This is a genomic window from Rhodopirellula bahusiensis (assembly GCF_002727185.1).
GTDB lineage: Bacteria > Planctomycetota > Planctomycetia > Pirellulales > Pirellulaceae > Rhodopirellula > Rhodopirellula bahusiensis.
In genome coordinates this window covers 34,231-46,909 of sequence record NZ_NIZW01000022.1, presented here as the reverse complement: position 1 = coordinate 46,909, position 12,679 = coordinate 34,231, and the positions used below count along the sequence as shown (strand labels likewise).

Here is a 12,679-nt window from a genome sequence, read left to right as displayed (position 1 = left end):
CAAACCGTGGGTCGCAGCCGGATTGTTGCAATGGCGAGCCCAAAGGAAAGGGCGAACCGTTGGCGCGGCAGGCATCCTTGGGCCCAAAACTGCCGCACAAATAAGAGTAGGCAAGACTTAAGCCATTTGCAGAAAAAACCCCTGAAAAACGACACTTTTGAGACCTCGCCGGGGTGGCAAATTCACTATTTTGCCGAGACCGTCTCGTTAGACACACAGACGTTGCGTTTTCGCAACATCGCACAGCCCGCCCAAACCTCCCGTTCGTCTTTCGCGGTATTTTCGATTGGCAATGAACTCGAACATCGCAACAGGACAAAAGCGTCGTCGCAGAATCTGCCAGTTGCCTTCTGCGTCTTGTTTCGAATCGGTCTGTGGCGAAACGCTGCTCCCGTCGCTTCGGCGCGACGGAGAAGTTACTTTGTGAGCCAAGATTTGGCTGTTCTTCATCCGCCTGATGCTGGACCGGATTGCCTTCCATCAAGCTGGCTTCCAACGGGCATCCCACTGATCAATCTCCCCGCCTGAGTTCCCACCATGAAAACCGGACCATTCAATCCCAACCTGCTTTCGGAATCCGTCTTTGCCGTGCCGCCATTGGCTCGCGATGCGGATTACCAAATCGATGCGGATGAAAACGAAAAGATCATCCGATTCCTCGAAGCCGGTGGCGTTCGTTCGTTGCTGTACGGTGGCAACGCAGTGCTCTATCACACCAGCCTGGCTGACTTCGATGACCTGCTGGGAATGATCTCGGACTCAGCCGGTCCGGACACGACCGTCGTGCCATCGTTTGGTCCTTCCTTTGGAATCGCGTCGGACCAGATCAACATTCTTCAAGAGTTTGATTTTGGCACCGCGATGCTGTTGCCGTCGCGAGACATTGTTGATTCGGCAGGCATCGCAACGGGCATTCGAATGCTGTCCGAACAATACGGCAAACCTTTAGTCGTCTATCTGAAACACGACCGTTGGTTGTCACCGGAAGACCTGAAATCACTGGAAGACGACGGCGTGATCTCCTGGATCAAATACGCGGTCGTTCGCGAAAATCCGGCGGAAGACGACTACCTTCGCGAAGTCTTGGATGTCTTCCCATCCGAAAGAGTTGTCAGCGGCATCGGAGAACAACCGGCAATCGTTCACTTGCGCGACTTCGGAATCACAGGGTTCACCAGCGGATGCGTTTGCGTCGCACCTCGCAAGAGCATGGACATGCTCGGTTCCATCCAAGGCGGTGACATGGAAATGGCAGAATCAATTCGGCAATACTTCCAGCCGCTCGAAAACCTTCGCGATGGGATTCACCCGATTCGGGTTCTGCACGAAGCGGTCGCGCTCGCTGGTGTGGCAAGCACGGGCCCGATTCAACCCATGCTCAGCAACATCTGCGACGAGACCAAATCGAAGATTCAAACCGCTCTGCGAACGATGAAGGTAATCGACTGAAGTCGGCCTTTCATGCAGAACACACCGAACCAATCGCCTATCGGGTTGGTTCGGTGAGGGAGCCAATCGCGTGGCGGAACCGCCGCGGCTTTCTTCGACTACTGAACTTGCCGGAGCTGCAGCGTGTCGATGATTTTTTCATCGGCCAGAGCATTGGTGATGACGCCCAACCAAACGCCTGATTTGCACCAACCGCTTTCTTTGAGAACTTCCAAAGCGTTGGCGATGGTTTCGTCGTGGTCTTCGGAAAACTCCATGAAGAACGGCTCCACACCCCAAGGCAGCAGCAGGTGATGGAATGTGTGCTCGATGTCAGTGAAGGCAAAGATTGGCACGCCACGAGGCCGCAAAGCCCCGAGCACGTAGGCGAGAAAACCGCTTCGGGTGAAGACAACAACACCTGATTCGCCCATCTCCTGAGCCAACGTGCACGCCGATCGCAGCATCATCGATTTGGGCTCGCGAAGCACGATCTTCGAATTGAGTTGACGACTGACGGTCGGTTCGATGCTGGAAATGATGTTCTGCAGCACGCCCACCGACTCCAGCGGGTATTTGCCGGTGGTGGTCTCACCCGACAACATCACCGCGTCGGCTTGTTCGCGAATCGCGTTGGAGACATCCGACACTTCGGCGCGAGTTGGCACCGGCGAATGGATCATTGATTCCAGCAAGTGCGTGGCAATGATGACGGGCTTGCCGTCTTCTTGGCAGGCACGAATCAACTCGGTTTGCACGAGCGGCAATCGGTGATAGTCGATTTCGATACCGAGGTCACCTCGAGCGACCATGATCGCATCGGATTGCCGGATGATCGCTTTCATATTGCGAACGCCGGCTTGGTCTTCAATCTTCGAAATGATCCGAGCGTGTGAGTTGTGTTCGTCCAAGAACTCACGCAGCATGACGACATCTTCCGCTTGGCGAACAAACGAAAGCGCGACAAAGTCGATCCCCGCTTTGATGCCGGCGATCAAGTCCGTTCGGTCTTTGTCCGTGATCGCGGGCAAGTTGACTTGGACACCGGGCAAATTGATGTGACGTCGCGATTCCAACATGCCGGGAGTGATCACACGGCAGCGGACGGTCGTGGCCTCTTTCTTCAACACGTGCCAATGCAACAAACCGCTGTCGACCAAGATGGTGCTGTCGAGATCGATCGCACCGGGCAGTCCGGGATAGTTCACACTGACTCGCGGCGTTCCGTCGGACTCGACGGCCGATTGGTCGGTGCAGTTTTCGGTGAACAGGACCAGCTCATCGCCGGCTTTCAACTCAATCGCATCTTCGACCGCCCCGGTTCGAATCTCGGGGCCCTTCACATCCATCATCACAGCGACGTGACGATTGATGCCCTTGGAAACCTTCCGAATTTTCGCGACGATTTCGCCGACCCATTCGGGAGTACCATGGGCCATGTTCAGTCGCATGACATCGACACCCGCTTCGATCAATGCTGCCAATTTTTCAGGGGATTCGGTGGCTGGTCCGATCGTGGCAATGATTTTGGTGTGACGGTAGTCCTGCACGGTTGCGTCTCGGTGAGCGGAAAAGAAGTGACGAGGCGGCGAAGTGTCGCGGGCAACGGCCCCACAAACAAGCAGTCGGCCCACCAACGGCCAGCATCACACCGGTGACGCCTCAGTTGGTCACATTTGCCTCCGTTCTGCTCCCCGGTCACAATGGCGAGCCGCTCCCAAACGTTCGCGACTTTGGATTTCGCACGATGTCCCCACTTGAAATGCAGCCCACGTTTTCTATGGACTTTCCGGTCTCATCGGACGTTCTCGCGGGTCAAGTTCGTTCGGCGATCAAGACGCTTGGCACGAACACGCGAGCTGTCGCGGCTGGCAAGTGCATCGAAATCGCTCCCCCGAAGAACGAGACTCGGTTCTGGTCGCCGCACTTGTCCGTCCAATTCGGAGACTTGCGCGACAGCTCCACCGCTCATACCGAAGCCACTGTTTCGGCCGATACAGAAGGTCAACACGCACATAGTCAGCTGTTCGGGCGTTTCTCTCCGAGACCGGAAATCTGGACATTCTGCATGTTCCTGTATCTCGTGATGGCGATGATTCTGTGCGGTGGATTGTTGATCGGATACGTGCAGTGGAGCCTCGGTGCATCGATGACGGGCCTTTGGCTGGTGCCGCTTTCCCTCGGCGTGATTGGTGGATTGCACGCGGCGAGCTTGATTGGGCAGGGTTTGAGCCGCCACCAGATGATTGAATTGCGGGGCCAGTTGGATCAAATTCTAGATCTGGCGATCCCGGAAACTCCCGCTGTGGAACGCCCCGGCTTGTCGCCAGCTAGCCAAACGCCGACGATGCAGGTCGAAATCACGTCCTGATCTTCTCCTCTCTTTCCCCGCTGACCCCCTGGTTTCCATGAGCGTTGCTGACTCCAGTGCTGCTGATTCTGTTGCTGCCCCGGACACCGCTGACTTGTCATCGTCCGCAGGAGCATTTTCTCCTCCGGGATACTACGACGCGTTGGCTCAACAAGTCCTCGACGGCACACCAATCACGCGAGAGCAAGCGCTCGGGATGTTGGAAGCGTCTGACCTGGACGTGCCCGCGATCATCTCGGCCGGATATCGAATTCGCCATCAGTACTTTGGCAACTCGGTCCAGCTGTATTTCCTGATGAACGCCAAGAGCGGACTGTGCCCGGAAGATTGTCACTACTGCAGCCAGTCGAAAGTCTCTGACGCTCCCGTTCCGAAATACAACATCCTGAAACGCGATGCGTTGATGGACGCCGCCAAAGTCGCGGCTGAACGAGGTGCCAAGACTTACTGCTTGGTAATTTCGGCTCGTGGACCGAACGAACGAGAGATGAAAGCGGTGGAACAGATCGTTCCCGAGATCAAACAGAAATACGACTTGGACATCTGCGCCTGCTTGGGCCTGCTGGATGAATCCCAAGCGGCACGGTTGAAGGCCTGTGGTGTCGATCGAGTCAACCACAACCTGAACAGCAGCGAATCTCACTACGAAACGATCTGCACGACTCACACCTACGAAGACCGCGTTCAAACGCTGCGTCACGTTCGCGATGCAGGCATGGAAATGTGTAGCGGTGGCATCATTGGAATGGGCGAATCCAAGTCCGACATCGTGTCGATGGCTTTCGACCTCAATGAACTCGGTGTGCAATCGATTCCCGTCAACATTCTCAACGCGATTGATGGCACGCCTTTGGAAGGCACCGCCGCACTCACGCCTCAAGACGCGCTCAAAGCACTCGCCATGTTCCGGTTTGTGAACCCGGATCGTGAACTGCGAATTGCCGGCGGTCGCGAACTGCACCTGCGTCAGCTGCAGCCGATGGGTTTGTACGTTGCCAACAGCGTGTTTGTCGGTGACTACCTGACGACGCAAGGCCAAGCACCCCAAGCGGATTACGACATGATTCGTGACCTCGGCTTCGAAGTCACCGGTTCGTGCGAAGAGATGAGCGTCTGAGGTGGAAACCACCGATCGTCGTTCACGATTGCAAGACGTTTTCGATACCGATGATCCGGTTGCCATTGTCACCGGCAGCGGTTCGCCGCGAGTCGGTCGTGTCATCGCGGAAGAACTGTCTCGTCGCGGTTGCCACGTTGCTTTGCACGCGAATACCAGCGTCGACGAAGCCCAGCAGGCCGCCTCGCAGTGGCAGCAGCGATTCGGTCGAGAAGCGTTGGTGGTGCAAGGTTCGCTTGACGAAGACGCGACCTGCGACGCAATCGTCGGTCAAACGCACCAGCACTTTGGCCGACTCGATATCCTGGTCAATAGCGCAGCGATCTGGACCCCAACACGTTTGGAAAACATCACCGGCGACGAGATTCGCCGGTACTTCCAAATCAACTCCGTCGCGTCGCTGCTGTGCGCTCGCGCCGCCGGTCGACACATGGTCGCTCAGTCTCGCGGTGGTTGCATCATCAACATGGGTGACTGGGCCACGGTACGACCCTACGCCGAACACGCCGCGTACTTCCCCAGCAAAGGTGCCATCGAGGTCATGACCCGATCGTTGGCTGTCGAACTTGGCGGTAAGAACGCTCACGTTCGAGTGAACTGCGTGCAACCGGGGCCGGTGCTGCTGTCCGATGATGTCTCGGAAGAAACGGTGAGCGAGCTGGCCGACAGCACCCTGGTTCGACGAGTCGGCACACCAGAAGACGTCGCTCACGCGGTTGGCTTCTTCTGCGAAAACACGTTCGTCACCGGAGTCTGCTTGCCGGTCGATGGCGGACGCAGCGTCTTCGCACCCGACGGACTTCAGATCGGTCGCAACACCGGCTGACCACGGCCGAACGCTTGATCGCTGTGGCTCCATCCGCGACGCCATCCAGCAATTTGATACCGCAACACGGACGCATCTCCACCCAACGGACTGAACCGACATGACTGAATCCAAACCTGCCGCCAATTTGAAACCCGTGGAGCTGTACACCGATGGTGCTTGCAGTGGAAACCCGGGCCCGGGCGGATGGGCGTTTGTGTTGCGATGCCCACGCACGCTGAAAGAGATTCAGCGATCAGGCGGTCAACCTCACACGACCAACAACCAGATGGAATTGATGGCCGTCATCCGCGGGCTCGAGGCGCTCAAAGAACCCTGTGCCGTCGACCTGTACTCTGACAGCAAGTATGTGGGTCAGGGGATGTCGAGCTGGATGGCCGGCTGGAAGAGCCGCGGTTGGAAACGCAAGGACGGCTCGAAGCTGGTTCCGGTCAAGAACGTGGAACTGTGGCAAGAGCTCGATCAGCAAATGCAATCTCACCGCGTGACGTACCACCACGTCAAAGGTCACGCTGGGCACACCGAAAACGAAATGTGCGATCAACTGGCGGTCGCGGCGTATCAACAGTATCTGTAAGACTGTCCACACGCGTAAGATAAGTCAGTTGTTCCCACCGAGCGTTTGAAGCCCACCACGCGGGGCGGCGATCGGTTGTGTTCTTCGTCTGATCATCAAGGTTGTCATGTCCCAAAGGAAAGTCGTTGTCGTTGGGGCTGGACCCGGTGGTTTGGCGTCGGCGATGCAGCTCGCCGCGGGCGGTTGCGACGTGACCCTCTTGGAACGCCGCGGCCAGGTCGGCGGCCGGACCTCCGCGATCGAAATGGATGGCTTTCGATTCGATTGCGGCCCCACGTTCTTCCTGTACCCACGCGTGCTCGCCGAGATCTTTCATTCGACCGGTCGTGACCTGATGGAAGAGGTCCCGATGGAGCGACTCGACCCGCAGTACAGATTGACCTTCGGCGGTGGTGGGCAGCTGGATTGCACACCCGACATGGACGAGATGGATCGCCAGATCGCTCAGTTCTCACCGCAAGACGTCGGGCAACTCAAGCGATACATGGACGACAACCGGATCAAGCTGGAAAAATTTCGTCCGATCCTTGAGTCGCCGTTTCATTCCGCGATGGACGTGATGAAACCATCACTGCTGGGCGCGGCCAAACACCTGCATCCGTTTCGGACGCTGGGCAAAGAACTCGAACGTTACTTCAGTGACCCGCGTCTCGTCATCGCGTTCGCGTTCCAATCCAAGTACCTCGGGATGTCGCCGTTCAACTGCCCGAGTTTGTTCAGCATCCTGTCGTTCCTCGAATACGAATACGGCGTGTTCCATCCGATTGGAGGCTGCAGTCGCGTAAGCGAAAAGATGGCCGAGATCGCGGAAGAGATGGGCGTCAAGATTCGGCTCAATGAACCCGTCGATTCAATCGAGATGGAAGGCCGTCGCGTTCGTGCATTGCACACACAAAACGATCGCTACGACGCCGATGCGTTCGTCGTCAACGCCGACTTCGCGGACTGGATGACCAAGACCGTTCCCAACGCTTCTCGCAAACGTTGGTCGGACGAACAGATTGCGAAGAAGAAGTTTTCCTGCAGCACATACATGTTGTACTTGGGCATCGAAGGTCTGTACGAAGACCTGCCGCACCACAGCATCCACATCAGCAACGACTACAACCGCAACCTTCGCGAAATCGAAACCGATCATGTCCTCAGCCAAGACCCCTCGGTGTATGTCCAGAACGCTGGCGTGACCGACCCGACGCTGGCTCCCGCCGGACACAGTTCGCTGTACGTACTGGTCCCAGTCACGCATGACACTGAAAACGTCGACTGGTCGAAAGAAGCCGCCGGTTTTCGCGAGCTCACGCTGAACAAACTTGGCGAACTGGGCCTGACAGATCTTCGCAGCCGAATTCGTGTGGAGCACCAAATCACGCCCGACGATTGGCAACGTGACTACGCGATCTACAAAGGGGCCACGTTCAACTTGGCACACAACCTGGGCCAGATGCTTCACAATCGACCTCGCAATCGATTTGAAGAACTCGACGGGGTTTACCTGGTCGGCGGCGGCACGCATCCGGGCAGTGGTTTGCCGGTGATCTATGAATCCAGCCGCATCAGCTCACGTCTGTTGCTGCAAGATCTTGGGATGGACACGAGCTTCATCGACCAATCTGCTCAAGTGGCATAGGCTTCCACTCCCCACCTCAACAAACCAGCTAGAATTCTCGGTCTGAACTCACATCCCAGATCCGTGCATTCATCACGAGCCCCACGTGAACATTCGATCGCTATTACGACGCGGAACCCACCTCTGCACAGTCGTTCCCTTCTGCATCGCTGCCTGCTTGGTCAGCCTTGCCACGGCGACATCCTCGGCTCAAACGCCGGCTTCAAACTCAACGGATCGTCCGTCGCATCCCAAAGCTCACGCGCACAACGACTACCTGCATGAGCGTCCGCTGCTGGACGCGCTCGACAACGGATTCCGCAGCGTCGAAGCGGACATCTTTTTGGTCGATGGTGATCTCTGGGTCGCTCACTCCACCTCAGAACTTTCCGCCGAACGAACGTTGAAAGCGTTGTACCTCGATCCGCTGCGTCAACGCATGCGATCCCACGCCGACGATTCCTCAGACTCTTTCCAGAGCGTCGAAGGCGATGGCCAACCCATCACGCTGTTGATCGATCTGAAGTCGGAAGGGAAGGCCACCTACCGGGCACTCCATCAACTGCTTTCGAAATACGACGATGTATTCACGCACGTTGATTCCGAGGGCGTGCATCGTCGAGGCGTCACGGCCATCATCAGCGGCAACCGTCCGATCGACTTGGTCCAGTCGGACTCGCCGCGTTTCGTGGGCGTGGACGGGCGACTCGGTGATTTGGAAAGCGATTACTCGGCTGACCTGATGCCGTTGATCAGCGACCATTGGGGCCGCAATTTCAAATGGCGAGGCCAGGGGGAACTGCCTGCTGAGGACCGTGAAAAGTTAAACAAGATCTTGGAACAAGCTCACCAGAAAAATCGCCGGATTCGGTTCTGGGCCACGCCCGATCACGAAGCCGCCTGGGAGGTCCTGCACGAGGCCGGAGTCGATCTGATCAACACGGACGACCTCGAGGGCCTGAATCGTTTCCTGCGGTCGAAGTGATCAATCGCAGCCCCGCCACTTGAGGAAATCTGAGGTCCACCGTCGAACCGGCCTGACCGGAGAGATGCCTTAGCCGACAGCTAAAATTGCGAGTCTTGGGACTTTGGAGGCGTAAGGTGGATGAATACGCCGCACGAAGCATGCATAATGTGTATGTCTCCCATCGTCCCACCTTTCTCTCCTTCCACAGGCCCGCCATGAAACCTGCCCCATCCTCCGCCCGTGCCTCGCGAATCAGTCGTCGTCAGTTCACCGCGACCGGAATCGCGGCCGGGGCGGCCATCGGTGTCCACACCAGCCGATCCGCTTCTGCCCAAGCCACTTCGCCCAGTGAAAAACTCGGTGTAGCAATCTGCGGCGTCAACAGTCGCGGTGGAGAACACATCCGCGGATTCGACAAAGACCCGCGCACCGAAATTCGAGTGCTGGTCGACATTGACGAAAAGGTCGGCAACAGCCGCGCTGACAAAGTCGCCGATTTGCAGGGACTGCGTCCGAAAGTCGTCAAAGATTTTCGCGATGCCTTGGACATGGATGACGTGCATATCCTGACCAGCGCCACGCCCAATCACTGGCACGCGTTGATGGGCGTCGAAGCGATGCAGGCGGGCAAGGATGTCTACATCGAAAAACCGATCAGCCACAACATTCACGAGGGACGCGCCCTCGTCGCGGCGGCTGCGAAATACGGACGCATGTTCCAAACCGGTACCCAGTGCCGCAGCAGCTCCGGCATTCGCGAAGGCATGCAGTTCCTCGCGGATGGTGGAATCGGCGAAGTCAAGCTTGCCCGTGGCCTGTGCTACAAACGACGCAAGTCGATCGGCCCATTGGGTGACTATGAAATTCCCGCTGGCGTCGACTTCAATCAGTGGAGCGGACCGGCCACCTACACCGATCCCAAATTGACCCGTCAACGCTTCCACTATGACTGGCACTGGCAACGTCACTACGGCAATGGCGACTCTGGCAACCAAGGCCCTCACCAAACCGACGTAGCACGTTGGGGATTGGGACTGGAACGGCATCCGAATGCTGTGCTGAGCTACGCCGGTCGGTTGGGCTACAAAGCCGAACGCAAAGACCCCGATTACGTCGATGCGGGCGACACAGCCAACACGCAAGTTTCGATCTACGATTACGGCGACAAAACCATCGTGTTTGAAACACGTGGCCTGAGCGTTGATGAATCGGCTGATCAAGAAATCAACGAGTTGTTCGGTTACAGCAAAGGCAACAAGATCGGCGTCATCTTCTACGGCGAAGACGGCTATCTCGTGCAGGGTCCCAGCTACAACCGCTGTGCCGTATTCGACAAACAACGCAAATTGGTGCGTGAATTCAAGGCGACATCGAGCGTGGGGGACGCCCACTTTGCGAACTTCCTCGATGCGGTACAGTCTCGAGATGCCTCGACGCTTCACGCGGATGCACGCTGCGGTCACCTGTCCGCTGCGATCGCTCACCTGGGCAACATTTCGTACTACGTTGGTCAAGAAAACCGGGTCGATCCCAAAACGATCTCCGAGTCACTCGCGAACATCTCGTCGTTGGACGACGATCAAGCCACACTGGACCGAACGCTGCAGCACCTCCGGGACAACAACGTTGATCCAGAGAAAGAGCAACTGTCGCTCGGTCCCGTGCTGAAGTTTGATCCCGAGGCGGAAGGCTTTGTCGACAACGACGAAGCCAAAGCGATGGAAACTCGTGAGTACCGCGATGGATTCGTCGTTCCCAGTGCGGCTGACGTTTGATTTTCCAAACCTCTCGCAACGGTCCCTGATGTGAACGAAGCTGAAACGATTCGATATCACGCCGCTCAAAATGGGCGGCCGGCAGAACTGGATCTGCTGGATCAAACCAAGTTGCCCGGAACGCTGACGCGTTTGGTCTGCACCACGATCGACCAAACGTACGATGCGATCCAACGATTGGTCGTCCGCGGCGCGCCTGCCATCGGCATCGCCGCCGCGTACGGTGTCACACTGACCCCGGTCAGTGCGGACGCAAATGCGAGCCTGTCAGACGCGCAGGCTTTGTATCGACAAACGATCGATCACTTGGCGACCAGTCGCCCCACCGCGGTCAACCTGTTCTGGGCCCTGGACCGGATGCGGGCCATCGTCGATGGATTCTCCGGCGAAGTCTCCGAGCTTCGCAAGCAACTGGCCACCGAGGCCATTCGCATCCACGAAGACGATCGCGAGATGTGCCGGGCAATTGGCCGAAACGGCGCCCCGCTTTTGGCAGATTGCAAACGCGTCATGACGCACTGCAACGCGGGATCGCTGGCGACTTCCATGTGGGGCACGGCTTTGGCGCCGATGTACCACCTGCACGAGGCCGGTCACACGCTGGAGGTGTTCGCCGACGAAACACGCCCTCTGCTCCAAGGAGCTCGTTTGACAGCCTGGGAGCTTCATCAGGCTGGGATTCCAGTGACCGTATGCACGGATTCTATGTCCGGCAGCCTGATGCGGCAGGGCCGAGTCGACGCCGTCATCGTGGGAGCTGACCGAATTGCCGCCAACGGGGACGTCGCGAACAAGATCGGCACTTACCCCCTGGCGGTGCTGGCGAAGTACCACGACATCCCGTTCTACGTCGCTGCTCCAACGAACACGTTCGACGCCGAGCTCGAATCGGGTGATCTGATTCCGATCGAGCAGCGGAACGGCGACGAGGTCTCGTACCCCTGCGGAACCGACGCACCTCGGCAAACTCCCGAGGGGGTGGCGGTTGTGAACCCCGCTTTCGACGTCGCACCAGCTGAATTGATCACCGCGTTGATCACGGAAAAAGGCGTGATTCCCGAGCCCAACACCGAAAAAGTCCTGGCTCATTTGGGTGCGTGACCAAACGTGTCACACCACGAGCTGATACTACTTGTGTTGGCGAGAGAAACAGTTGTCTCAGGGTGAGACGGCCTCTCGTTTTGAAATGAGTTCGGCACGATAGCTGCCAAGTGGTCTGTTATCGATCCGAAACAACCCCGAACTCAAATCGATTCTCAAATGCAGTTGAAAACGGTTAACAATGCGTTTTCTGAGCATTTGCAACAGTTTTGTAATGATTTGGAAGTTTAGGTGAACCTTATGGCGCAGTTCTTGCTCCTTAAAGTTTCTCCGTGAGGGCGTCGTCTTCACGTTGCAAAATGATTCGAGATAGACCCTCCCTCCCCTGAGACGTTCCTCTCGATCAACCGACACTTGAAACGATTTTCAAAACGCATAAGCATCCCGCAGGGAAAGGATTCAGAAATGTTGGTACTCAGTCGAAAAGAAGGCGAAAAATTGGTCATCGGTGACAACATCGTGATCACCGTCAACCGAATCGCTGGCAATCGCGTTGCCATTGGCATCGAAGCTCCTCGCGAAGTTTCCATCGTGCGAGGCGAATTGGACGAACGCGACAGCGTTGCACGAGCCAGCAAAGACAAAGCGGGTGCTCCTAACTCGGCGATGCTCGAACATGACATTGCCGTCGCCGGACAAGCCGAACGTTGATTGCCGCTCTCTCACACTGAGTCCCGTCCTTCCCTCGTTCTTCAGCGCATGGATCCATTTCCATGACATCTGAGCCCGAGCCAGTCGGATAATAAGCTCGTGCTGCCGGACCCGAGGCTGAACCAGCCTTCGCGTTGATCTGATGCGACACGAAAGTTGTGCGTTCTGGGACCAGTGTGAACATGCGGTTGGTGCAAAATCGACCACCGCGTGAGATCTTTTGCTCGTAGTCATTCAAAGTTTTGCAAATTTTGCCGCAG

The 12,679-nt window shown here is 57.0% G+C and carries 12 protein-coding genes; 10 read left to right on the top strand and 2 right to left on the bottom strand.

The features are described from left to right. Positions 1 to 207: 207 nt before the first annotated feature. The gene (locus CEE69_RS23920) at positions 208 to 450 is read right to left on the bottom strand and encodes a hypothetical protein (protein WP_158231069.1); all 243 of its coding nucleotides are present in this window, start codon (positions 448 to 450) and stop codon (positions 208 to 210) included. Between the two features lie 87 nt (positions 451 to 537). Here CEE69_RS23920 and CEE69_RS23915 point away from each other — a divergent pair, with 87 nt between their 5' ends. Beyond that, the gene (locus tag CEE69_RS23915; protein ID WP_099263130.1) at positions 538 to 1,449 is read left to right on the top strand and encodes a dihydrodipicolinate synthase family protein; all 912 of its coding nucleotides are present in this window, start codon (positions 538 to 540) and stop codon (positions 1,447 to 1,449) included. 98 nt (positions 1,450 to 1,547) lie between these two features. Here CEE69_RS23915 and pyk read toward each other — a convergent pair whose 3' ends face one another. Further along, complete coding sequence (gene pyk / locus CEE69_RS23910; protein WP_099263129.1) at positions 1,548 to 2,978, bottom strand: pyruvate kinase; 1,431 nt, start codon at positions 2,976 to 2,978, stop codon at positions 1,548 to 1,550. 197 nt (positions 2,979 to 3,175) lie between these two features. On the opposite strand from pyk, the gene CEE69_RS23905 reads away from it, so the two are divergent. The 9 genes from CEE69_RS23905 (at position 3,176) to CEE69_RS23860 (ending at position 12,419) form a co-directional block, all read left to right on the top strand. Beyond that, positions 3,176 to 3,799 (top strand): hypothetical protein, encoded by a 624-nt coding sequence (locus CEE69_RS23905; RefSeq protein ID WP_233215571.1) that lies wholly within the window; start codon positions 3,176 to 3,178, stop codon positions 3,797 to 3,799. A gap of 37 nt (positions 3,800 to 3,836) precedes the next feature. Further along, positions 3,837 to 4,916, top strand: coding sequence for a biotin synthase BioB (bioB, locus tag CEE69_RS23900; RefSeq protein WP_099263128.1), 1,080 nt, complete (start codon positions 3,837 to 3,839; stop codon positions 4,914 to 4,916). Position 4,917: 1 nt separating this feature from the next. Continuing rightward, positions 4,918 to 5,742 (top strand): SDR family NAD(P)-dependent oxidoreductase, encoded by an 825-nt coding sequence (locus CEE69_RS23895; RefSeq protein WP_099263127.1) that lies wholly within the window; start codon positions 4,918 to 4,920, stop codon positions 5,740 to 5,742. Between the two features lie 100 nt (positions 5,743 to 5,842). Continuing rightward, entirely contained in the window at positions 5,843 to 6,319 is a 477-nt protein-coding gene (gene rnhA / locus CEE69_RS23890) for a ribonuclease HI (RefSeq protein ID WP_099263126.1), read from the top strand. Positions 6,320 to 6,425: 106 nt separating this feature from the next. Next, positions 6,426 to 7,946 (top strand): phytoene desaturase, encoded by a 1,521-nt coding sequence (locus CEE69_RS23885; protein ID WP_099263125.1) that lies wholly within the window; start codon positions 6,426 to 6,428, stop codon positions 7,944 to 7,946. An 85-nt stretch (positions 7,947 to 8,031) separates the two neighbouring features. Further along, positions 8,032 to 8,910 (top strand): phosphatidylinositol-specific phospholipase C/glycerophosphodiester phosphodiesterase family protein, encoded by an 879-nt coding sequence (locus CEE69_RS23880; protein ID WP_099263124.1) that lies wholly within the window; start codon positions 8,032 to 8,034, stop codon positions 8,908 to 8,910. 197 nt (positions 8,911 to 9,107) lie between these two features. Next, positions 9,108 to 10,667 carry a Gfo/Idh/MocA family protein gene (locus CEE69_RS23870; RefSeq protein WP_099263123.1) on the top strand — a complete coding sequence of 520 codons (1,560 nt, stop codon included), beginning with the start codon at positions 9,108 to 9,110 and terminating at the stop codon, positions 10,665 to 10,667. A 30-nt stretch (positions 10,668 to 10,697) separates the two neighbouring features. After that, positions 10,698 to 11,768, top strand: a complete 1,071-nt coding sequence (mtnA, locus tag CEE69_RS23865) for an S-methyl-5-thioribose-1-phosphate isomerase (protein WP_099263122.1) — start codon at positions 10,698 to 10,700, stop codon at positions 11,766 to 11,768. A gap of 405 nt (positions 11,769 to 12,173) precedes the next feature. Beyond that, positions 12,174 to 12,419: a carbon storage regulator gene (locus CEE69_RS23860; RefSeq protein ID WP_199169933.1), complete on the top strand. Its 246-nt coding sequence runs from the start codon at positions 12,174 to 12,176 to the stop codon at positions 12,417 to 12,419. Positions 12,420 to 12,679 lie beyond the last annotated feature (260 nt).

What these genes read in the sequence shown, in the direction of transcription:
- CEE69_RS23920 (WP_158231069.1), bottom strand. Translation starts at nt 450, where the DNA reads ATGAAGAACAGCCAAATCTTGGCTCACAAAGTAACTTCTCCGTCGCGC.
- CEE69_RS23915 (WP_099263130.1), top strand. Translation starts at nt 538, where the DNA reads ATGAAAACCGGACCATTCAATCCCAACCTGCTTTCGGAATCCGTCTTT.
- CEE69_RS23905 (WP_233215571.1), top strand. Translation starts at nt 3,176, where the DNA reads ATGTCCCCACTTGAAATGCAGCCCACGTTTTCTATGGACTTTCCGGTC.
- bioB (WP_099263128.1), top strand. Translation starts at nt 3,837, where the DNA reads ATGAGCGTTGCTGACTCCAGTGCTGCTGATTCTGTTGCTGCCCCGGAC.
- rnhA (WP_099263126.1), top strand. Translation starts at nt 5,843, where the DNA reads ATGACTGAATCCAAACCTGCCGCCAATTTGAAACCCGTGGAGCTGTAC.
- CEE69_RS23885 (WP_099263125.1), top strand. Translation starts at nt 6,426, where the DNA reads ATGTCCCAAAGGAAAGTCGTTGTCGTTGGGGCTGGACCCGGTGGTTTG.
- CEE69_RS23870 (WP_099263123.1), top strand. Translation starts at nt 9,108, where the DNA reads ATGAAACCTGCCCCATCCTCCGCCCGTGCCTCGCGAATCAGTCGTCGT.
- CEE69_RS23860 (WP_199169933.1), top strand. Translation starts at nt 12,174, where the DNA reads ATGTTGGTACTCAGTCGAAAAGAAGGCGAAAAATTGGTCATCGGTGAC.